This window comes from Pseudoalteromonas sp. NSLLW218 (assembly GCF_015864775.1).
In the GTDB taxonomy this organism is placed as follows: Bacteria; Pseudomonadota; Gammaproteobacteria; order Enterobacterales; family Alteromonadaceae; genus Pseudoalteromonas.
In genome coordinates this window covers 1-20,548 of the sequence record NZ_JADYWO010000014.1, presented here as the reverse complement: position 1 = coordinate 20,548, position 20,548 = coordinate 1, and the positions used below count along the sequence as shown (strand labels likewise).

Annotated in this window: 22 protein-coding genes and 1 pseudogene; 12 read left to right on the top strand and 11 right to left on the bottom strand. The window is 38.3% G+C overall.

The genetic code is table 11. The features are described 5' to 3' along the window. Positions 1-34 precede the first annotated feature (34 nt). Genes I6E80_RS18075 through I6E80_RS18065 form a run of 3 tightly spaced genes read right to left on the bottom strand, consistent with a single transcriptional unit; the run spans position 35 to position 1,903 of the window. Entirely contained in the window at positions 35-919 is an 885-nt protein-coding gene (locus tag I6E80_RS18075) for a cation diffusion facilitator family transporter (protein ID WP_058549644.1), read from the bottom strand. After that, positions 912-1,271 (bottom strand): DUF3703 domain-containing protein, encoded by a 360-nt coding sequence (locus I6E80_RS18070; RefSeq protein WP_058549645.1) that lies wholly within the window; start codon positions 1,269-1,271, stop codon positions 912-914. Before I6E80_RS18070 ends, I6E80_RS18075 begins: the two co-directional genes overlap by 8 nt. Further along, positions 1,268-1,903, bottom strand: coding sequence for a cation transporter (locus I6E80_RS18065; protein WP_182671358.1), 636 nt, complete (start codon positions 1,901-1,903; stop codon positions 1,268-1,270). The genes I6E80_RS18070 and I6E80_RS18065 overlap by 4 nt, the downstream gene beginning before the upstream one ends. Positions 1,904-1,984: 81 nt before the next feature. On the opposite strand from I6E80_RS18065, the gene cadR reads away from it, so the two are divergent. Both cadR and I6E80_RS18055 read left to right on the top strand, forming a co-directional pair. Further along, positions 1,985-2,374 (top strand): Cd(II)/Pb(II)-responsive transcriptional regulator, encoded by a 390-nt coding sequence (gene cadR / locus I6E80_RS18060; RefSeq protein ID WP_182671357.1) that lies wholly within the window; start codon positions 1,985-1,987, stop codon positions 2,372-2,374. 429 nt (positions 2,375-2,803) lie between these two features. Then, complete coding sequence (locus I6E80_RS18055) at positions 2,804-3,352, top strand: hypothetical protein (protein WP_197186142.1); 549 nt, start codon at positions 2,804-2,806, stop codon at positions 3,350-3,352. Between the two features lie 105 nt (positions 3,353-3,457). Here the strand turns inward: I6E80_RS18055 and I6E80_RS18050 are convergent, their stop codons facing one another. Together I6E80_RS18050 and I6E80_RS18045 are read right to left on the bottom strand one after the other, a co-directional pair. Continuing rightward, positions 3,458-3,976 carry a response regulator gene (locus I6E80_RS18050; protein WP_197186141.1) on the bottom strand — a complete coding sequence of 173 codons (519 nt, stop codon included), beginning with the start codon at positions 3,974-3,976 and terminating at the stop codon, positions 3,458-3,460. A 114-nt stretch (positions 3,977-4,090) separates the two neighbouring features. Next, positions 4,091-4,828 carry an excalibur calcium-binding domain-containing protein gene (locus tag I6E80_RS18045; RefSeq protein ID WP_197186140.1) on the bottom strand — a complete coding sequence of 246 codons (738 nt, stop codon included), beginning with the start codon at positions 4,826-4,828 and terminating at the stop codon, positions 4,091-4,093. A 192-nt stretch (positions 4,829-5,020) separates the two neighbouring features. Between I6E80_RS18045 and I6E80_RS18040 the strand changes: the two genes are divergently transcribed. From I6E80_RS18040 to I6E80_RS18010, 7 genes and pseudogenes are all read left to right on the top strand, one after another. Next, complete coding sequence (locus I6E80_RS18040; protein ID WP_197186139.1) at positions 5,021-6,115, top strand: nucleotidyltransferase; 1,095 nt, start codon at positions 5,021-5,023, stop codon at positions 6,113-6,115. A 5-nt stretch (positions 6,116-6,120) separates the two neighbouring features. Next, on the top strand, positions 6,121-8,331 hold the full coding sequence (locus tag I6E80_RS18035) for a ThiF family adenylyltransferase (protein ID WP_197186138.1): 2,211 nt from the start codon (positions 6,121-6,123) through the stop codon (positions 8,329-8,331). 4 nt (positions 8,332-8,335) lie between these two features. Then, positions 8,336-9,400 carry an SAVED domain-containing protein gene (locus I6E80_RS18030; RefSeq protein WP_197186137.1) on the top strand — a complete coding sequence of 355 codons (1,065 nt, stop codon included), beginning with the start codon at positions 8,336-8,338 and terminating at the stop codon, positions 9,398-9,400. Positions 9,401-9,567: 167 nt separating this feature from the next. Then, the gene (locus I6E80_RS18025; protein ID WP_197186136.1) at positions 9,568-9,774 is read left to right on the top strand and encodes a helix-turn-helix domain-containing protein; all 207 of its coding nucleotides are present in this window, start codon (positions 9,568-9,570) and stop codon (positions 9,772-9,774) included. 198 nt (positions 9,775-9,972) lie between these two features. After that, a pseudogene (locus I6E80_RS18020) lies at positions 9,973-10,362 on the top strand (endonuclease); the annotation flags it as partial. Between the two features lie 99 nt (positions 10,363-10,461). Continuing rightward, complete coding sequence (locus I6E80_RS18015) at positions 10,462-12,081, top strand: S41 family peptidase (RefSeq protein ID WP_197186135.1); 1,620 nt, start codon at positions 10,462-10,464, stop codon at positions 12,079-12,081. Next, positions 12,081-12,452 (top strand): hypothetical protein, encoded by a 372-nt coding sequence (locus I6E80_RS18010; protein ID WP_197186134.1) that lies wholly within the window; start codon positions 12,081-12,083, stop codon positions 12,450-12,452. Before I6E80_RS18015 ends, I6E80_RS18010 begins: the two co-directional genes overlap by 1 nt. 69 nt (positions 12,453-12,521) lie before the next feature. Here the strand turns inward: I6E80_RS18010 and hmpA are convergent, their stop codons facing one another. From hmpA to I6E80_RS17995, 3 genes are read right to left on the bottom strand one after another with little or no spacing between them, the layout of a single operon-like run. After that, the gene (gene hmpA / locus I6E80_RS18005) at positions 12,522-13,703 is read right to left on the bottom strand and encodes an NO-inducible flavohemoprotein (RefSeq protein ID WP_197186133.1); all 1,182 of its coding nucleotides are present in this window, start codon (positions 13,701-13,703) and stop codon (positions 12,522-12,524) included. Positions 13,704-13,723: 20 nt separating this feature from the next. Then, entirely contained in the window at positions 13,724-14,956 is a 1,233-nt protein-coding gene (locus I6E80_RS18000) for an NnrS family protein (protein WP_197186132.1), read from the bottom strand. Next, positions 14,956-15,225: a hypothetical protein gene (locus I6E80_RS17995; protein ID WP_197186131.1), complete on the bottom strand. Its 270-nt coding sequence runs from the start codon at positions 15,223-15,225 to the stop codon at positions 14,956-14,958. The genes I6E80_RS18000 and I6E80_RS17995 overlap by 1 nt, the downstream gene beginning before the upstream one ends. A 160-nt stretch (positions 15,226-15,385) precedes the next feature. Here I6E80_RS17995 and norR point away from each other — a divergent pair, with 160 nt between their 5' ends. Further along, positions 15,386-16,942, top strand: a complete 1,557-nt coding sequence (gene norR, locus I6E80_RS17990) for a nitric oxide reductase transcriptional regulator NorR (RefSeq protein WP_197186130.1) — start codon at positions 15,386-15,388, stop codon at positions 16,940-16,942. Between the two features lie 21 nt (positions 16,943-16,963). Here the strand turns inward: norR and I6E80_RS17985 are convergent, their stop codons facing one another. Further along, positions 16,964-17,863: a LysR family transcriptional regulator gene (locus I6E80_RS17985; protein ID WP_024599628.1), complete on the bottom strand. Its 900-nt coding sequence runs from the start codon at positions 17,861-17,863 to the stop codon at positions 16,964-16,966. A 119-nt stretch (positions 17,864-17,982) separates the two neighbouring features. Here I6E80_RS17985 and I6E80_RS17980 point away from each other — a divergent pair, with 119 nt between their 5' ends. Further along, complete coding sequence (locus I6E80_RS17980) at positions 17,983-18,549, top strand: NADPH-dependent FMN reductase (protein ID WP_182197794.1); 567 nt, start codon at positions 17,983-17,985, stop codon at positions 18,547-18,549. A 25-nt stretch (positions 18,550-18,574) separates the two neighbouring features. On the opposite strand, the gene I6E80_RS17975 is transcribed toward I6E80_RS17980, so the two are convergent. Next, entirely contained in the window at positions 18,575-19,015 is a 441-nt protein-coding gene (locus tag I6E80_RS17975; RefSeq protein WP_197186129.1) for a TerB family tellurite resistance protein, read from the bottom strand. A 99-nt stretch (positions 19,016-19,114) separates the two neighbouring features. Here I6E80_RS17975 and I6E80_RS17970 point away from each other — a divergent pair, with 99 nt between their 5' ends. Then, entirely contained in the window at positions 19,115-19,495 is a 381-nt protein-coding gene (locus I6E80_RS17970) for a hypothetical protein (protein WP_076925808.1), read from the top strand. A gap of 2 nt (positions 19,496-19,497) precedes the next feature. Here I6E80_RS17970 and I6E80_RS17965 read toward each other — a convergent pair whose 3' ends face one another. Beyond that, positions 19,498-20,091, bottom strand: coding sequence for a hypothetical protein (locus I6E80_RS17965; RefSeq protein ID WP_197186128.1), 594 nt, complete (start codon positions 20,089-20,091; stop codon positions 19,498-19,500). Positions 20,092-20,548: the final 457 nt, after the last annotated feature.

Below are 20,548 nucleotides of genomic sequence, written 5' to 3'. Positions count from 1 at the left end.
CGACCAACCTAAACAAAGTATTTCAATCATTACATTACTCATCACGACAATCTTCATTGGCAAATTCAATTTCAATGGTAGTGTGCACAAAATCAAACTCATCAAGACCTTGGCGAAGTTCGTCTTTAAGTGTTCTCAATTGAGAAACCGAAACATCTTGTTTCAACTCCACATGTGCCGTCATGACGCTATGTTCACCGTCCAAAGACCAGATATGAAAATGATGTATATCCGCCACATCATCAAATGACATGAGTACTTTACGCACTTCCTCCATCTGCTTAGCATCGGGCGTGGCTTGCAGGAATAACAATAAGGTTTCTTTTAGATTTCTAACTACATTGAATAAAATGAATAACGTGAAGCCAATGGATAAGATAGGATCTAAAATTGGCCATGGCTTAAACATCAGCACGATCGATACGATCAGCACTGCCACCCAACCCAAAACATCTTCAAGCAAATGCCAGTTTAAAATACGTTCGTTTAAGGAATTCCCTTCGCTAAGTTTATACGCAGCAAATCCATTAACGGCGATGCCAAAAATTGACAGGAGTATCATGCCTTCGACTTGCGGCATTTCGGGTGCAGAAAGCCTTGGGATAGCTTCGAATAAGATCCATATTGAGCCAGTCGTTAACACTAACCCGTTAATCAATGCACCAAGAAGTGAAAAGCGTTTATAGCCATAGGAAAATGTATTGGTTGCTTGTTTATCACTGAGTTTATTTAAGCCCCAAGCGGTGCCAATGGATAAACTATCGCCCAAATCATGCACTGCGTCGGCCATAATAGCCGTGCTGTTTGTCAGCCACCCGCCGATAAATTCAATGATAGTGAACACGACATTCAAGAAAAATGCCCAGCCAATACGTTTTGATGCGCTGTTATCACTGTGACTGTGGTTATGATTATGCATGGTTGATTTTGTCCAATATCGCTTGATTTTCAGCACTGATTGGCAGTCGCTTAAAGGGGCTGATGTCAGTGCCACCTGTATTCCCTTTAGGTACAAGGCCGATAGCTGTTTTGGTTGCAGCACCAACTATTCTTATTACTTGTCCAAAAACGGCTCTCCAATCTTTGTTTAGAAGACCGTGTCGCAGCATTTTACAATGAATTAAACAATGATAATAAGTAGAGTGCTGACCAATTACATGCGCATCCTCCAGCGCTGCAAATGCCTGCCTCTCATTATTGTTAGACATTGCATCTGAGTAATCTGTTAATTTGGAATCGATATGTGGCTTAACCGCTTTGTTGTATGTCATAGTGGATCACCCGCTTTACCTTTCTGTACTTCGCTATTAAGTACTTCCTGCTTGGCATCTTTGAGGATCATCCACGCTCCGCGCAGCACGACAATCGACACAATACAGCCGATAACCAAATCCGGTACTCTGCTATCAAGCCATACCACTAAAACTCCGGCGATAATGACACCCATGTTGGCGATGACATCGTTGGCCGAAAAAATCCAGCTGGCTCGCATATGTACTTCGTCGTTTTTATGATTACGAATGATCACCAAGCAAACGACGTTTGCAATTAGTGCAATGAACCCCATTCCTATCATTAGTGATGAGATAGGCTCACTGCCCAAGAATAACCTTCTGGTAATATCAATAAGAATAATTACGCCCAGCAATAGCTGAAAGTAACCACTGATTTTCGCAGCTTTGGCTTTGTGAAGTATAGATTTGCCCACAGCATAAATACCTATGCCGTATACAACGGCATCCGCTAGCATGTCCATAGAGTCTGCTATTAAAGCAGTAGAGTCAGCCAAAATACCCACGGTCATCTCAACGAAAAACATCGTCGCATTGATGCCGAGCAGCCAATACAGAACCCGTTTTTGTGAGGCATCTTTGATTTCCACTTCACAGCCGCAACCACTCATTGTTCAACTCTTATTCCCAAAACTATAGGTACAGTGTAAAGTCTATACCTAGTATAGAGTCAACAACACAAAGGCACGTTTATGAAAATAGGTGAGCTATCAAAAAAAAGTGGGTGTTCTATTCAGACGATCCGTTTTTATGAAAAACAGGATTTGTTTGAGGCTTGCAATCGCAGTGAAGGCAACTACAGAATTTACGACGCATCATCGTTGAGAGCACTGCGATTCATTAAACAATGTCGCTCATTAGATTTGACCATAATAGAAATTAAACAGCTGTTGGATACAAAAAATAATCCCGATAAAAGTTGTTCTAGTGTGAACAATTTGATCCATCAACATATGGTTGACGTCACGCATCGCATTGCAGAGCTTGAGGAGCTAAAGGCTACCCTATCTGAGATAGCCTCGGCATGCACAGATGATAGAAAAGTTAAAGAATGTGGGGTATTGCAGTTGCTTGAAGAGTGATACTTATATCTACAAGTCTTGTAGTTTACGTTTGCCTAAGGTTTCATAATTGTACATGGTTCGCTAATTGATATTAGATAAAGAATAAATAGCTATGTCCGCATTTTTGGGCTAAGCAGTCGTTCGACTGAGGTAGGTCGAATGTCCGTTGATCGCTCACAGCCGAATTTCGCATAAGTGTCAATAATAGACTTTCAGTTGCTCCGCGTTAAGGTGTGAACAGTGCAACCATGAAACTAAACCATACCAGCGTAAATACTGAACTAAACGATAAAATAAAAAAAGTAAGGTATTGAGAATCACTCCTAAATACTGAGTTATATAAACAGGGTATCTAGCCAATAAACAAGCAAAACCACCTTGACAAAGTGATACCACATGCTAAATTTGATACTTAAAATTAAAATACAAACCAAACAGAGGTTAAGCATGAAGTCTAAAGAAACAATGTCTTTCACTTTAAGAGGTGTGCCAGAAGACCTGGAAAAGAACCTTTCAGCTGTAGCAGTGATGGAAGGAAAGTCTCGTAACCAGCTAATATTGGATACACTTACTAAAGAGTTCTCTAATCCAATTGCAACATACGGCAGAAAAAGCCCACTAGTTAAAGCTATGGATACTGATTTATGTAACAAGCTTGATTGTAAATTAATCGAAAACTGGTTCGAGAATGAGCATATAATTTATGCAGAGAAAAAGTACTGTCATATTTTAAAACTCAATTCAGAGCCTGACGTAGATGAGATGTTCAAACGCAACATTGCTTTAATCGAATTTAGGGCGCGACAATTACAACATAGAAATTACAGCTCAGTTGCTCTAGGTACATCACTAACTTATGCTCTATTCATCGAAGTGGCAAGAAGCGATAAAGATACAATTGAAAAAGTAAAGAACCAAATATTTAAAATAAAACCAGACAACTTTGATGAAGATATTAACGAGGTTAGAGAAGAGCTTGGATTACCAATATATTGAGGGAAGAGAGCAGCGCCATATGTATTACTTAGCGCTTTATTATTTAGGTGAACTAGCTTAGGCTTATTCTGGTAAGGTAGCCTACCTAAGCTGGCCACCTACATTTTAACTACTTTGTGTATGAAGAATAACTGATTTAACAGCTTTTATCTTACCTAGAATTTTTAAATGATTTTTCATTGTAAATAAATATTTCGGCTCAAGATAACCTTGAAGCTGAGGTAAAGATGTATAGAGTTTTTTATATTCTTCTGACTCACCAATGTTTGATAACAAGTCATTTTCAAACTTGTTCAAGCGAGCTTGTAAGATCGATATTGAGTCATCAGTAGTAAAATCATGAATATAAACTTTGTCCTTGCTAATAGTGAAATTTGTTTCAGAAAAACGCTTAGTTTTACTGTAGAAAACTCTTTTCCCTTTACCATTTTTTTCTATTATTTTATTTTTTTTTAATTTATTTATTTGTCTATATAAATACTGATAGGTATCTTCACTACTCTTTCTTTCAGCTGATAAAGTGATGTACAAATCTCGTAGTTGAATTACTCGAAAATTATCAAACTGATCATCCGCTAGAATTTGATGTAGTATCTTATCTATGGTTATTACTGCTTTTTTCATTATATCCTCGGAGGTTTCACTTCAAACAGTATTAGGCTCGCCCAAAAATGAGGATTATAATCCGTGACTATATTTACCGCAACCTCCATAAAGAAATTACATTATAGTGAATTGCTAATTACAAACGATTCCATCATTATCACGATCATTCATAAAGATGTAAGCTGGATGATCTTGCCTTACTGGTGAAATTCCATGCTTACGGGCCTCAGAGCAAGTAATACGGCCATTGTTATTATCATCATATAACTCTAGTGCGTTAGAGGAGCCTATTGCTTCAGCTTCACCCAAAGATATACCCTCTTTTGGATAAAATACCATGTCAGTACTCCCGCAATTAATCAATATAGACTCCAGAACCTTTGCTTCAGCTGAATCTACACTCAAAGTATATTTACTTTTAATAGCTAAAATCCTATTGGCAAACCAACACTTGTTCCTTGATGGTAACCACTCCGCAGCATCAAAACCACACTTACCATGCGAGCCACATCTATTCACTTCTGGTGCAGCGAGGGTTAGATTTAGTATATCGGTTGCAAATTGAACTTTAATTTCCGTTGGCTGTGCACATAAACCACTATCATGACCTTCTGATGCAGCTACAATATGCTCTATATCAGTCTCTTTATCAGATACAAAATATTGTCCTGAATATGGGCCATAAACTATCCCTCCCATACTAGAAACAACCGCGTCTTCAACGCTTTGAGGGTAAGGGTATTGCTCAGATTTATTATATGGAGAGCATCTTTTTTCAGGCTCTATAACTAATCCTCTCCAAGTATCAGAAGCAGAAGCAGAAGGAACCAAAAGGATGTAAAGAAAAGAGAAAAATATAAAATAGTTCATTGTGCAACAATAGGTCTGCGAAAGGAGTTTTGATTATATTGTAATTTTCAAAAAATAAAAAACGAAGCCCCATTCGAATAAATTATCACCTTCTATTGGAAATAAAAAATGACTATTTTTCAACCTACACACTTGAAATTTACTGTGTTTATATCCATATATACTGATTAACCCATTACTCAGGAACTAACTATGTCTATTCAGACTCACTTCGATAAATTTAATAAGAAAATTTATCTAACAAGCCATTCTGCTGGATATAGAAAAGCTAAAGAGAAAGACGAAGGTATTTTTGAAGAAATAAAAAAGGCCTTTAGTGATGCAGGTTATCCTGTAATTGAAACCTTCATGCAAGGTTCTTTCGCCGTAAATACTGCAATTAATAGTCTTGATGGTGATTATGATATAGACCGTGCAATCGTCATTGATGCAGAAAATGCCCCAGATGATCCTATCGCTCCCAAAAAAATTATCAAAGAAGTGTTAGAAAAGAGAAGTTTTAAGGATCCAAAAATCAAGAAACCTTGCGTAACTGCTGATTATAAATCAATAAATTTACATATTGACTATACTGTATACAAAAAGGAGAAATCATTTTTTGGCAATGACGTTTATTACCTTGCTGTAGGAAAAAATGGTTCTAGTGATGAACATAAGGAGTGGTCAGAGTCGGATCAAAAAGGTTTAATCGAATGGATCGATAGTGTTGATGATTACTTTATGGGTGCTTTAGTCAAGCGGCGACAATTGAAACGCTTAATTCGTTATATAAAACGTTGGAGAGATGTGAACTTTAGCTCTGAAGGCGTTAGACAAAAAATATTTTCGATAGCATTAACTATAATGGTTAAAGAACAATATAGTCCTTCAATATTGTCTGATGAGATAAAAGATGATTTGGTTGCTCTAAAAAACACGATTGATGGAATTTTGGACTCCAACTATATAGTAAAACTTTGGGGATCAGAGGGTTACCGTATTCACACTAAATTACCCAAAAAACCATATCGCGATGTATTTCAACATAAAGATAATAGCGTGAATGTTGATGGTAGTGATTTGAATACAGGTATGCAGCTTAAAAATAAATTAACTACTTTAAAGAATAACCTTCAAAGAGCTATAGACGAGCCTAATGAAATAAAACAATGCGAAATATTAAATCAGATTTTTGGTGACGATTTTGAGATACCCAAAAAAGACAACAAATCATCTATATCAGGCAGTGCGTTAGCTTTTTCACCTCTTAGTAATGCCGGAGCTTCTGGTACTTCACAGGGAGCCTAGCTAGCATGAACTACGATTTGATACTCAAACACTTTCTTAACAGTAACTTTGAAGTTGAGCCATCTCAATACATAGATCAAGATACGATTACAGTAACTATTGAAATAAATGGTAACTTTCTTCATTTGATTCACTTTTGCGTAAACGAACTCACACAGCTTCCACTTTTCTTTCTTAGTAATCCATTCAAGCTAGGTGTGTTAGCACATATTCAAATTGATCCAAAATATAAAGATTTGGGGTTTATATGTGTAAATAATCTGGAGTCGGTATCAGTAAACTTTGAGCGACCTGAACTAGCTTTTGAAGAATCAATTAACCGCCACATCAAACTACTTGATTCTTTAATTACTGATCCAGAATTTAACCATAGTGAGCTACTTAGGGAATTCAGCACTAACTGGTACAGAAATACTCAAAACCTAATAGGGAAGTCACCTAAAAAGCTATTTTGTACTTTAGAGACACAAGGTTTCACTCAGTTAAATCTTTATAAACCTGTTATTAATGATGAGGTAATGAGTATTTCTGCATCATTTGCAGCAGCCCCAAAAGAGAAGGGTGACCCGTATGTAGAGCAGTTTTTAAATATAAAATCAAGGCAACCCCATAAAGATGCTGTATGCTTTTTCATGTCATTCAATAATATTGACCCAATTATTCCTACTACCTCTGATGAATTAAAAGACTGGTTGCTTGAAGCTATCAATAAACTTCCTGCACAAACTAGAGCGGTTATTGAAAGTAAGTTTTTTTCCTACAAAGCAAAGGAATTCTGGCTAATCATCAATACTGATACGCCTTCGGGGAAATCATGGGTCGGATTAAGGTTAAGCATCGATAAAAAGAAAACATTCCCTGTTAACAAAGAAAAATTTCTTAAGTGGAGAATTGAGCCAATCTATGTTGAAGCTTTCAACCAAGAGCTAATGCTTCCAAGAAGCGGGGCTATACCATCTTTAGATAAAAAAAGTGTATTGTTGATCGGATGTGGCTCTGTCGGTAGTGAGATAGCAGATAAGCTAGGAGCATCTGGTATTGGTAATATAGATATCACAGATCCAGACAGTTTTAGTACTTCAAATTTGTATCGCCATACGATGAATGGTTACATGATAAATTGGCCAAAATCTAAATCGGTAGCTAACCAACTTTTGGGGAAATATCCTTGGGTTAAGTCAGAAGGCTTTAACCATGAATTATTGAGTTTAAGAAATCCAAATATCCTAACAAGATTCGATTTAATAATTATTGCTATAGGGTCCCCAACACATGAAAGACTATTTCACGATTATATTATTAAGTCCAAATTAAAAGTCCCAATTATAAACTGTTGGCTTGAAGGGTATGGGATTGGAGGCCATGCAGTGCTCGATATTCCAAATAGTAAAGGTTGCTTAAGATGCGCTTATGTAGAACCAAATACAGGTATTAGAGGACTTTCTTCTAACCTCAACTTTCTAAGACCAGATCAGGACATAGTAAAGAATTATGCTGGCTGTGGTGAAATGTTTATCCCATATGGGGCAAGTAATTCAGCACAAACGGCACTGATAGCAACTAATTTAGCTATTGAATATTTACGAGATAATATTAAAGAATCAACCAAAGTTAGTTGGAAAGGAGAAAGTAAAGATGCTGAGAACGAAGGAATAATTGTAACGGATAGATATGATAAATTTACACAATCGCTTAAAAAACTTACTTTAAGGCATCTTTTATGTGATATCTGCAATCCTAGCAATTCTATTATTTTCGAAAGTAAATGTGGTAAGCGCTTAGAGCTACCTATTGATATATATGAAGAACTACAAAATTATAGGCAGTTAGATAGTACAAGCTTAGAATCCGCTGGACTTTTAATTGGATATTATAAAAGTAGATATTCTGTACTAATTGATAGAATTACAAAGCCGAAAGAAACAGATAAAAGAACACGTACGTCTTTCAAATTAGATGCAAAAGCTCATCAATTTGAAGTTGATGAAGCGTATGCAGAGTCTGAACAATTGATTGGTTATACTGGTACTTGGCATACGCACCCCCAAAGTAAACCTATACCATCTAGCCCTGATTTATCTGACTGGCGAACCCATGAACGAGACAATCCTGATAGAGCTTTGTTTTTTATAGTTGTTGGATTAGAAAAAACTTCTGTCTATTCAATTAATGACGGTGCAGTTATTGAGCTTCTTGAAGCTGAGATTGAGGAATAAACATATGTGGGAGCGCTTTAAATGGTTGCTAACAACCACCTTTAAATTTAAAAAAACAGCTTACCCTAGAACTTTATGGGGAACAAAACTATGCTTACTTTCGGTTACCGCTGGTATGTTCTCGTTAGGCACAGTTAATATTAAGTTTGAAAGTGGATTCTTCGTAGATACTCTTGGACTAAGTTACAAAGAACCATCTCTATACTCAATGTATCTAAGTATTCTGTTGTTTTTAGTTGGCTGTATTTTAATATTTTCTGAGTGGAATCAAAAATTACGTCATACTGCAAAAGTTATGATTTCTGCTATGCCAGGTGTACCGGCCTACTTTCCAGAAAACATATTAGATTCGACTGAAAAGGCCTTCTGCAGGGAACCTATATCTATTGGTGTTCAGCAAAGCGTTTCCGAAGATATAGTTATGCAAATAAAGCGTTATAATGCTGAACTAGAAATTGACATTTTTAAAAATTATATACTACATAACCAAGGCCAGAAGTTATATATCGGAGGACTTGCAAGAATTCCCTTTCTTGTAGCATATGGTGCAATGCTAAGAAACCTTACTTCTGAGATAATCTATTTTGACAAGTTTCACCGAGATGGTAGCTACGGTTTACTCTCCGATGAGAATAAACAAATTAATTTTAGGAAATTAATTACTGTAGATGAGGTTAATAGTTCAGGTGAAATAGGCATTGCTATCTGTTTTACAACTGAAATCAATATAAATCAGATTCCAAAAGAATTAAAAGACTCAACAAATATACTAATTTCAGATCAAGGGATCTCGAGAAATTTAATAAAAAACCAAGACAATTTACAAAAACTGTCAACGCAAGTGGGTGAACTCATTGATCAGCTTTCATCATTAAATGACTGTAAAAAAGTACACCTTTTTTTATCAGTACAATCTACTTTTGCAATTGAGATAGGACGGCGTTATCAAGAGGGGACTCAGCAAGATTGGGTTATTCATAATTTTGATCCACCCTCTCAAGCTTACACATGGGCTTTGGAATTATCAAAATCTGGGATTTCTCTTTACACCCCTTATACAACAATATAATTACCTATAGCTCCTAGTTCATATTATATAATGAAGTAACCTAGCTACGACTCAATATAAACTCACCACTTTATAACAAGATTTATTTCAACCACTAAAATACGGATTATAGTCCGTGGCCTTATAGTCATCAAATACGGATAGTCTCTCATTTTACTGGGACTAAAATGAAAGATATTTCTATCCAATTCGGTATAAACCTAAAGAATAGACGCAAAGAACTAAAAATCACACAGGAAAAAATGGCTCTTTTAGCAGATATAGACCGAAGTTATATGGGTAGAATTGAGCGGGGCGAAGTCAACATAACCCTACTTAAAGCATATCATTTGGCTCAAGTATTGGATTCCAATGTTAAAGAGCTACTTCCTTAATCTTTAAGCTCGAACACACCATCAAATTAATTGCTACTCTTATATAAACTTTCAGATTGCAAAGTATAATGACAAACCAGAAAAATATGTCCATATAAAAAAAACAATACATGGACAGTGAGTGAATTTTACCATTACCAAAATCTTATATTTTTTATATAGTTATAAATGTCCATATACTAGAATATTATAGTTACGCATATTCCGGCGTGGGAATTTGGTCACCAGCTACAGTGTTGGCAAGATGGCGGGCGTAAAAACTGCCGTAAAGTAAGTGCTAAATTTAGAAAAATGGAAGCTGATATAAATAACTTAGCGCCAGCTATTGGCGAAATTAATGCCGATCGCTCTAATTATCGTTTTGGTATGCTTAGCGAAAACGCCACACAGTATGGTCGCTGCGAAGTAAAAGTAAACTTTAAGCAACGTGTAGTTGAACCGCCTGTTTATGCACGTAAACGTATAGCCGACACCTACACTTACATGCAAAAAACATACGGTTTAAAAATCTCGGATAAACAGCAAAAGTTATTTAATGCATGGCAAAAGCAAGCATTCGCAGATACAAGTAGTGCGAGCAAGCTCTAAGCTTTAACACTCATTTACATAAATCAAAGCTATAAATGTTGAATAAATGAGCGAGTGTTGTAATATTTTAAACAACTTATTTACAGAAAGTCCTTAACTATGTTTGAAAATAATAAAACCTCGCTAGCCATTTTTACAGCACTTTCGGGCTTTGCTTTAACGGGTTGTGGCGGCGGTAGCGGCATCGACTCTGCTCCTGTAATTACTACTCCTATCGTTACAACACCTGTTAGTAGCAGTCCAACATGGACAGCAGGGGTATTTGAGCCCTCTAATGATTTAAAAAACTTTTGCGAAACCCCTCGTACGGGTAACGATCCCTTTAATAACAACGAGCCTTACCCAGATCAAGCTGGCTCTGCCCTTTACGAAAAACTCTGGCTTCGCTCTTGGAGCGACGAAACCTACCTTTGGTATGATGAGATTACCGATAACGACCCTGAAAGCTTTGGCACAGTAGCCGATTATTTTGCCCAATTAAAAACAGAGCAACTTACCGACTCAGGGGCAAAAAAAGATAACTTTCATTTTTCAGAACCTACTGAAGATTACTTTCAAGAAGCGCAATCGGGCGTTACTTCTGGTTACGGTATAAATTGGGCGTTTATTGGCGATACAGCCGACCGTATTTTACGCGTCGCTTATCTTGAAGATGATTCACCTGCAAGCCAAATAGGCTTTCAACGTGGTGATACTGTACTTTCAGTTGACGGTGTTAGCATTAATACCAATACAGAGTCGGGTGTAGATACGCTTAACGAAGGCTTATTTAGCCCAACTAACGGCGATTCACATACTATTGTTGTACGCAGTAACGATGGCGCCGAAAAAACATTTAATGTAACCGCTGGTAATATTGAGCAAACACCAGTTCAAAATGTTAAAACGATTCCGACTGAAAATGGTTCAAACGTGGGTTACATGCAGTTTAATAGCCATATAAGCATTGCTCAAGAAGGCCTTATTGCTGCGGTAAATAAGTTTAAAACCGATGGTATTGACGAGCTTGTAATCGACTTTAGATATAACGGCGGCGGGTTATTAGCGCTATCAGCTCAATTGGCTTATATGGTTGCCGGTAATGCCAACGTTAACAACCGCTTTTATTATCAAACTCAACAAAACAATAAACAGCCCGTAGATTCGCCTTTTCCATTTATTGATGAAGAAATAGATTACTCTACTTTTTTTAGCACAGGTGAAAACCTACCTGATTTAAACTTATCGAAGGTTTATGTATTAAGCACATCAGGCACCTGTTCGGCATCAGAAGCTTTTATTAATGGTTTAAAGGGTATAGACGCAGAAGTTATTTTAATTGGCGACACGACCTGCGGTAAGCCCTATGGCTTTACCCCAACCCATAACTGCGCAACAACCTATTACACTATTCAGTTTAGTGGGGTGAATAGCAAAGGATTTGGCGAATACTCTGCGGGTTTTACACCAACCCCTACGCCACAATTTGATGCTGATGTTCAAGGTTGTGAAATTGAAGACGACTTTGATCATCAGTTAGGCGACAGTGACGAGGCTGTTTTAGCCACCGCATTATTTCATGTTGAAAATGGCAGTTGCCCAGTTAGAACGGCTGCTGCAAAAGCAGAGCCAGCTAGTTTTTCAAGCTCTCGTGAATCCCTCATTCCTTTAAATATGCCTGAGCAATTTACCCAGCGTAATATGGACTTAACTTGGCCAACACTGAGTGAGGAAAGATAGTGGCTAAATTATTACTCCCATTAGCCATCTTGCTCACTTTAGGTGGATGCCAAAGTGTAAATAGTGAGCCCGCTAAACCCGCTATATTAACGAGCGTTAATCCCAGCGCTATTACAACACTACAACAGGCAATTCAACAAGTTAAGGGAGGCGCATTAGTAACACTTGCCGATTCGGTATTTACTAAACGTAGCGAACTGCTAATTGATCATGCAATGAGTAAAGGGTCTGATGGCAGAGTAATTATGGGCGCGCATAATATAAAATCTGAGAAGTTTATTTTGCAACTACGTAATAACCAATGCGAGCTTTACTATCCTAAAAAAGAGCTTACTACAGTACTTGAAGGTGTTACCTGTAAAGAATTATAAGGCACTTTAAAGTTTATCAAAAAGGCGCGCAGCATATCGCTGCACGCCTTTTTCTATTTTAAAGCGTTATTACAAGTCTTGGTGCGGACCAAACACTTCATAATGAATCTGCTCGTTTTTAACACCTAGCTCAAGTAACTGGTTTTTTATAAATGCCATAAACCCGGCAGGACCACATAAGTAAAAGTCGCCATTACTCAATGGTAGCTGTGCTTGTACTGCATTTAGGTTCATTAACCCAGTAAAGTCAGCGCCCTCTGTCGCTTGGTTAAACCACGTCATTGTTTGTAAGCGGTTATAGACTGCATTTAACTCATTTAAATATTTTGAAAACGAATGCTGCTGAGTATTTTCGCAGGCATGTAAATACATAATCTCTTGATTAGAGTTGTCACTTAATAGCGTTTCAAGCATAGCCAGCATTGGCGTTTGCCCAACACCTGCTGAAATTAGTACCGCTGGACTTGTATTATTACGTAAAAAGAAGTCTCCTGCCGGCGGGTATAACTCAACAATAGTGCCTTGCTCTAATGAGTGTAAATAATTAGACACCATGCCAGGCTTTGGCTGTAGCTCTTTTTTAACACTAATACGGTAGTTTTTAGCGTTACTTTTTTGTGAAATAGAATACTGGCGAATTTCTTCATATTCAGCGCCCTCTAGCTTAACTTTAATACCTAAATACTGCCCTGGTTTATGTGTAATAACAGCTTCGCCATCAACTGGCGTAAGTGTAAAGCTCGTTACTAGTTCTGATTCAGCCTGCTTGTTGGTTATTTCAAATTGGCGAGTTCCCACCCAGCCACCGTGTTTATTTTTACTGTGCTCATACAAAGCAGCTTCTTCGGTTATACAAATATCAGCAAGTACGCCGTAAGCTTCGCGCCAAGCATATTCAACATCGGGAGTAAATTGATCAGGAATAAGCTCTTTTAAAGTACCAATTAAATGCGCACCTACAATAGGGTAATGCTCAGGTAAAATATTCAAGCTTGTATGCTTATGATTAATACGTGTTAGCGCTTCTTTTAATACGACTAAATTATCAATATTTTGCGCATACGCAGCCAATGCATTAAAAAGTGCAAATTGCTGACGACCTGTATCTTGATTCGCCATATTAAAAATATTTTTAAGCTCAGGATTATGGCTAAATAAACGCTTATAAAAATGATCGGTAACAACCGTACCCGCCTGCGCTAATAACGGAACAGTGCTTTTTACAATCTCAATGGTTTTATCAGATAACATATGTGTTTCCTATGGATGAACTAACCACGACGCCCATCAACACGACGCCGCGTTAATATAGGTGTGCAGTGAATTAAAAATAATGAAAAAGCCACTAACCACAGCACAGCACTTATTTGCCAAGAAAGTTGAGGCCCAATAATAAAAGGGAGTAACGAACGAGTAATAGCGGCCACAAGCAAAAACGCAAAAGCAACAGCCATGTAATGAGGAATAGTGAGTGTCCGCCCTGTATGACCATGTGATACACGCGTCATCATTGCTAAAATCATCATACCTATTGTGCCAATAGTGATTAAGTGCAGCGCATCTTTAAATTGTATTGCACTGCTATAAAAGCTGAATGCAACCATCATTAACCCTACGCCTAACGTAAGATAGGAAAAATGCAAAGACCATAACAACGGCACTCTCAATACCTTGCTGTCCCACCAAAAACCAGCCCTGACCAGGTGAAGCGCAGCAACAGTTGCAACAACTAACGCAGGGTCAATCGTGTTCAAAAACAACTTGTTGATAAAAAATAAAGTGATAGCCACAATAGATAAATACATCACTGCTTTATCTATTTTAGGCGTTCGAACTTGCTCGGTTAAACCCAGACCTTTAGCGGTAAAAAATGGTAAAACGCGACCCGCAACAATGCCAATTAGTAAAGTAATGACGAGTACTGCGGTATCAACCACACCAAGTGCAAGCTGCATGTTTTTCTGTAAAATGAGTATTAAATACAATACATTGAGCCCACAAAGCACAGCTAAAATAGCTAAAAACGGATAGTTACTTTTGCTATTGGCTTTTAATAACATATTAGCCAATACAGCTATGGCGCCTAGCCACCAAATAACTTGTAATGTAAGTGCAGCATATAAATTAAAATGAGCAATATCGGGCAATATCACAAAAAAGGCTAAGCGCGCTGCAAGCCATATAAACGTAAGCCACATAAGAGCTTTGCCACTTATGCTCGCAACGCCTGTCCATGTTTGTGCTGCGGTAAGTAAAAAGCCAACAGCTACAACTCCTGCAAAGCCAAACAGCATTTCGTGTGCATGCCATAATGTCGCAGGTATCGATAAGTGCCAACTTGCATGGCCTGTTAAAATAAGTAGCCAATACCCCACCGACAAAAATGCCAATAAGCCACCGCCTAAAAAGAAAGGTCTAAAAGCGAGCGTCCATAACGGCCATCGAGATACTTGATGAATAGCCACTCGTGCTGGCATTGGTTCAGTTAAGTTTATAGGGCGCATTATCGTACCTCCTGCCCTAAACCATGTTGTGCAACACAGCGCAGTACGTAACTTACTTTTAAAATAGCAGCAATAACAATAGTGCCAATATGAGCTGATACTTGCACCGCAATAGAAAAGTACTCAGCAAATGGGTAGCTAATTAAAATACTGGCCGTAATACACACTAAACTCACGAGCAATGCAGTATTGGCTGCAAATAATACTGTTTCATATAGTGAACTAGGCTGTATTTGATTGTTTAAATTATTCAGCATTAGTGTGTTCATGGCGATCTCTGTAACTAACTACGTTACTTAGCTATTACACATACTGTGCCAAAAAATTTATTCAATTAAATTCAATAGGTTAAATTAAACCACTTTACACTATGAGTCTTTATGACCTATTATAAATTAACTCATAAAAACACGAATAGGTCATTTTGACATGAACCAGCAATTCAACCTTACACAAGTTGCTCTAGAGCTTGCTCAAAGTACACTGCACGAGCATAGCTTTGATCAATTACTAGCAACGGTTGAGCGGGTGATTCCTAGTGATGCAAGTGCGTTATTAGTGCTTCAGGGCGAGCAATTAAAACCACTGGCAATTAAAGGATTAATGTCCGACAGTCTTGGCAGACGATTTAAAATAGTAGAACACCCTCGCCTAGAAGCTATTTGCAAAAGCACACTCGCGTTACAATTTGCGCACGATTGCCCACTACCCGATCCATACGACGGATTACTATTAGCTAAAACCGGCGACATACCGGTACATGCATGTTTAGGCTTACCTCTTTATGATAAAAACGCGCTACTTGGCGTACTTACGTTTGATAGCCTTAACGCCAATGCATTTAAAAGCATAAGTACTGATACACTCAATACTTTACAAACGCTGTGTAGTGCGCACTTTAAAACAGCTTTAGAGCTTGCCCATTACAAACAGCATGCACAGCACTCAAGTGCATTAGTGCAAGAACTAAATCGTGAAGCGTTAACACGAGATGGCGGTGAAATTATTGGCCAAAGTCCGCTAATACAAACACTTAAGAACGAAATTAAACTCGTTGCAGCATCTAACTTTAGCGTGCTTATATTAGGTGAAACAGGAGTAGGGAAAGAACTTGTTGCGCGTAATATTCACTTAAATTCAGCTCGAAAAGATCAACCGCTTATTCACTTAAATTGTGCATCGCTCCCTGAGAATCTTGCCGAAAGTGAATTTTTTGGTCATGCAAAAGGGGCTTTTACAGGCGCACAAAATTCGCGCCAAGGTAAATTTCAATTAGCTGATGGAGGCACGTTATTTTTAGATGAAATTGGCGAACTGCCTCTTGCCATGCAAAGTAAATTATTACGAGTGCTACAAAGCGGCGAAATACAAACGGTAGGAGAAGACACGCCAAAGTACGTAGATGTACGCGTCGTTGCCGCAACCAACAGAAATTTAAAAGAAGAAGTAGAACAAGGTCGCTTTAGAGCCGATTTATACCATCGCCTCAGTGTCTACCCTATTACTGTGCCACCACTTAGTAAACGGGAGCACGACATAACACTCTTAGCTGGTTATTTTATTGAGCAAACAGCCCGTAAACTAGGGATAAAACAATTAAAACTGAGCCCTGAAGCGCAAGTATCGCTTAATCAATACAACTGGCCAGGTAACGTTCGCGAGCTTGAGCATGTCATTAGCCGCAGCGCCCTAAAAGCAAAACAAAGCCAATGGCAAAATCCAATAATAACCATTACAAGCGAGCACTGTGATTTAACACCGAGTGCGCCGAAAAACTCTTTAGTAGCAAGCCAAAGTACAACCAACACCTTAATCAACCAACCTTTAAAGCAAGCTGTAGAATCGTTGCAATACAACGTAATTACTGAGCAATTAAAGAAGCATAACTACAACTGGTCAGCAGCAGCAAGAGTGCTTGAATTAGATAGAGCTAACTTAGTACGCTTGGCTAAACGCATAGGGATAGAAGTAAAAAAAACACTATAATCATCCAAAACACAGCTAAAATTATTGATTAGCAGCCAACTTACTAAAGTGTGTTTTTAACAACCCTGCAAAAGCTTGTACTTTAGCAGTGCGATGTACTAGGTGATGCGTGACTAACCATACATCTGTAGGCCAGCTTAACTCACTGTGTAATATAGGTACTAAATCAGAATATTGCGCCGCCACATCATGTTGTAATCCGCCAATGCCTAGCCCTTTAATTATTGCACGAGTTGCTTCTGCGGTTTCAGACACTCGCAGCTTTATTTGCGATGCGGGAATATGTTCATCAGCCCATGCAAAATAAGGCACGCGGGCATTAAAACCCGCCACACCTGATACAAAATTATGTTGTTGTAAATCACTTAATAATTTAGGCATGCCGTATTTATTGATGTAACGTTTATTAGCGTATAAACCCGATGAAAGCTGCGCTAAATGCTGAGCAATATAATCGCCCTCATCAGGTCTTGGGCCTGCACGCACTGCAATATGTGCTTGTCCGTGATCAAGTCTTAACCTTTTTTGTTCTAAAATAACCTCAAGCTGCACTTGTGGATGTAGTGCCTGAAATTGCTCACATACATCACCAAGTACATCCATAAAACCACTTACCGTCGTTAGTAATAAACTCCCTCTAAGGGTGCTATCGGCCGCTGCTATATCGTTATGTAACTGCTCTAAGGAGCTATGGATAGTTTGTGCTGTTGCAAATAACTTGGTGCCAATTTCAGTAACCTTGTAACCACGGGCATGACGATGAAAAAGGCGTGTATTTAAGTTTTTTTCAAGATTATTAATTCGCCTAAGAACTGTGCTGTGGTGCACATTAAGCTCTTCTGCCGCCGCCGTTAACGTGCCTAATCGTGCTACTTCAAACGCTACTTTGACGTCTTGCCAATCTTCAAATTTTATCGCCATGCTGCTTACCTTATACTTATGTGCATTTACGCACATAAGTGTTGCGTTTATTGGGGTTTTCTACAAGCAAAATTTTGCTACATTAGCGTTGTAATTTTAAACACTAAAAGGTCACTAGCATGTCAGCACCAAAAATTATTGCCCTAGCAGGAAGCCTTCGCCAAGAAAGCTTTAATCAAAAAATTATTAATGAGGCAGCACGTTTTGCTCTACAAACAGGTGCTGAAGTAGAGGTAATAAAACTAAACGAATTAAACATCCCACTATTTAACGAAGACATTGAAGCACAAGGTACACCAAGCGATGTACAGCTTTTAAAAGACAAACTACGTGCAGCTGACGGTATTTTACTAGCAAGCCCGGAGTACAACGGCTCTATAACTGCAGCGCTTAAAAATGCGATTGATTGGGCATCGCGTACAGAGCAAGGTGCTGTTCCTGCTTTTCGTAATAAAGTGGTGGCGCTGTTTTCAGCATCACCAGGTGGACTTGGTGGGTTGCGCGGTTTAAATCATGTACGAGATATATTAAGTGGTATTGGATCGTTAGTGCTTGCCGATCAACTTGCAGTACCCGCTGTACACACATTGTTTGATGAAAGTGGGCAAATTAATGAACCTGTTACAGCTGAAAAAGTATCAGCACTTGCTCATCAGTTAGTAAGCGTTGCAAGTAAGTTAAAATAACTTGCACGCCTAAATAACTAAATAATTACTTTGTCGCCGCGATTTTTGCGGCGATAAAATCGGTATGCGTTACATATAAAAGCCCTGCTACTTTACGTATTACGTAGTCCTCCTGGGGATCTATTTCTCCATCAGCATAAGCCAAGCGCCATAGTAGTTCTATTATTTCAATGCGCTGAACAGCACTACAATGCTCATTAATTTGTTTTGAAAACTGAAAGTAGTCAATAGCACCATCTAAACTACTTGCTGCGTTATTAGTAAGCTCTTCAACTTCTGCATTTGTTAAATTAAAGTATTTTTTTAAGGTTACAGTCAGGGTTCGTTGTTCATCATGGTCAAGCTTAGTATCAGCACGCATAACCTCAATAAGCAATGCAGCGACCGCTGTTTTTAAATCATGCTGCTCTATACTAGGTTCCTGATCATCGAATACAGCAAAAAGCTGCTTTATTTGTTTGAACATCACATTATCCCTTTTTGGGTGTTAGACTAATACGTAAAGAAATCGATCTTATTACTCTTATTAATGGGTATAAAGTTCGCAAATTAAAGGATACATTTTATGAAAGGAATAAACACACCACGCTTATTTATAGGCGCTACACTGGTGGCTCTTTCGAGTGCAAATACTGCACTTGCTGAAAAAGCCGAAACAGAGAAGCTCTACGACTTTGACAACAAAGTGCATTACTACCAAACAAAAATTGGCGAAGACAACTATAAAATAGAAATCCAGTCAGACGATTACAAACACTTTACCAATCAAAGTGTATTTTTATTACGCCATGCTGACCGTCTATGCCGCGGCAATACCTTTATGTTGAAAATACTTGAAGGCGTGCAAGAGTACGAGCGCTTTCCAACAAAACCACGTGCTTACCAACCAGATTTAAGTGTTTTACTACAATGCGAAACTAAAGAAGATACAAACAAGGGTAAGTAACCTTAGTCTTTATAACCCCAAGGTGCTGATGGTGGAGTAATCGGTTTCGTTAAATCAAAATCCACCTTAAACTCACGTCCTTGGCGAATTAATCGATAAGTAAATACTTCTGGGTAAATATACATTTGCCATGTATTACCTACAGACTGTGCAATGCCTTCTTTTATGAATAACTCTTTAGAGTATTGGTCTGCTGGAAACGACTGCATTTGCGCAAACCCTGCATTAAGCGTATGGCCACCATACATAGTTGATGCGTCGTCTGTTCCATCTTTATGACGATGATCGTGCTTTAAACTCAAGCCACTACCCGTTTTAGTTATGATCCACGTACGTGATGCATCGTCACCTACATGAAACGGTACTTGTAACTCAGTCTCGCTACATTTACGTACATGCATAACCAGCTTTTTATCTGTAAATGAGCTTGGCCCCTTCGCGTTATCTACCGCTACTTCACCTTCAAAAGCTTTACCGCAATGCGCTGCAATACTATTAAAAAAGGCATCATGAGTAGGGATAGACACTAAAGGTGCAGGGCGTGAAAAAGCTGTCGATGAAGCAAGTATTAGAGTTGCTGCAGTTAATAATTTCATATTTTTCTCGTTATAGTTATTTTAAAACACCTGTAATAGTACAGCTTTCTTTAGTGCTTTATTAGAAGTATCTCTACCTAATTAAATATGCAATTCAGTTGAGTGTTTAATGGATAATTAAATGAACCATAATAACTCACGCATTATTTTCTGCAGACGTAAAAAAGCCCGACTATTTCGAATCGGGCTTTCTACAATTTGAAGCCTGCTAATGTCATGGTTCCCACAGCGGTAAAAAGTCACCTAGCAAATGCTACATACTTATCGGCGTGCAGAGATATTGAGGGCTTTTGGTGTGATTCTAGCGTCGGAAGTCGCTTCGCTCGCCCTACGTGATGGGTGTTGATGTGAGTGTTAACTGCGCGCATTTTACTTTTCTGCAGACGTAAAAAAGCCCGACTCTTTCGAATCGGGCTTTCTACAATTTGAAGTCGGTGCGCTACGCAGTAGAATGTCG

What these genes read in the sequence shown, in the direction of transcription:
- I6E80_RS18055 (WP_197186142.1), top strand. Translation starts at nt 2,804, where the DNA reads ATGAAGTCTAAAGAAACAATGTCTTTCACTTTAAGAGGTGTGCCAGAA.
- I6E80_RS18015 (WP_197186135.1), top strand. Translation starts at nt 10,462, where the DNA reads ATGTTTGAAAATAATAAAACCTCGCTAGCCATTTTTACAGCACTTTCG.
- I6E80_RS18075 (WP_058549644.1), bottom strand. Translation starts at nt 919, where the DNA reads ATGCATAATCATAACCACAGTCACAGTGATAACAGCGCATCAAAACGT.
- I6E80_RS18025 (WP_197186136.1), top strand. Translation starts at nt 9,568, where the DNA reads ATGAAAGATATTTCTATCCAATTCGGTATAAACCTAAAGAATAGACGC.
- I6E80_RS18035 (WP_197186138.1), top strand. Translation starts at nt 6,121, where the DNA reads ATGAACTACGATTTGATACTCAAACACTTTCTTAACAGTAACTTTGAA.
- I6E80_RS18065 (WP_182671358.1), bottom strand. Translation starts at nt 1,903, where the DNA reads ATGAGTGGTTGCGGCTGTGAAGTGGAAATCAAAGATGCCTCACAAAAA.
- I6E80_RS18050 (WP_197186141.1), bottom strand. Translation starts at nt 3,976, where the DNA reads ATGAAAAAAGCAGTAATAACCATAGATAAGATACTACATCAAATTCTA.
- I6E80_RS17995 (WP_197186131.1), bottom strand. Translation starts at nt 15,225, where the DNA reads ATGAACACACTAATGCTGAATAATTTAAACAATCAAATACAGCCTAGT.
- I6E80_RS18070 (WP_058549645.1), bottom strand. Translation starts at nt 1,271, where the DNA reads ATGACATACAACAAAGCGGTTAAGCCACATATCGATTCCAAATTAACA.
- cadR (WP_182671357.1), top strand. Translation starts at nt 1,985, where the DNA reads ATGAAAATAGGTGAGCTATCAAAAAAAAGTGGGTGTTCTATTCAGACG.
- norR (WP_197186130.1), top strand. Translation starts at nt 15,386, where the DNA reads ATGAACCAGCAATTCAACCTTACACAAGTTGCTCTAGAGCTTGCTCAA.
- I6E80_RS18040 (WP_197186139.1), top strand. Translation starts at nt 5,021, where the DNA reads ATGTCTATTCAGACTCACTTCGATAAATTTAATAAGAAAATTTATCTA.
- I6E80_RS18000 (WP_197186132.1), bottom strand. Translation starts at nt 14,956, where the DNA reads ATGCGCCCTATAAACTTAACTGAACCAATGCCAGCACGAGTGGCTATT.
- I6E80_RS18045 (WP_197186140.1), bottom strand. Translation starts at nt 4,828, where the DNA reads ATGAACTATTTTATATTTTTCTCTTTTCTTTACATCCTTTTGGTTCCT.
- I6E80_RS17965 (WP_197186128.1), bottom strand. Translation starts at nt 20,091, where the DNA reads ATGAAATTATTAACTGCAGCAACTCTAATACTTGCTTCATCGACAGCT.
- hmpA (WP_197186133.1), bottom strand. Translation starts at nt 13,703, where the DNA reads ATGTTATCTGATAAAACCATTGAGATTGTAAAAAGCACTGTTCCGTTA.
- I6E80_RS17980 (WP_182197794.1), top strand. Translation starts at nt 17,983, where the DNA reads ATGTCAGCACCAAAAATTATTGCCCTAGCAGGAAGCCTTCGCCAAGAA.
- I6E80_RS17975 (WP_197186129.1), bottom strand. Translation starts at nt 19,015, where the DNA reads ATGTTCAAACAAATAAAGCAGCTTTTTGCTGTATTCGATGATCAGGAA.
- I6E80_RS18030 (WP_197186137.1), top strand. Translation starts at nt 8,336, where the DNA reads ATGTGGGAGCGCTTTAAATGGTTGCTAACAACCACCTTTAAATTTAAA.
- I6E80_RS17985 (WP_024599628.1), bottom strand. Translation starts at nt 17,863, where the DNA reads ATGGCGATAAAATTTGAAGATTGGCAAGACGTCAAAGTAGCGTTTGAA.
- I6E80_RS17970 (WP_076925808.1), top strand. Translation starts at nt 19,115, where the DNA reads ATGAAAGGAATAAACACACCACGCTTATTTATAGGCGCTACACTGGTG.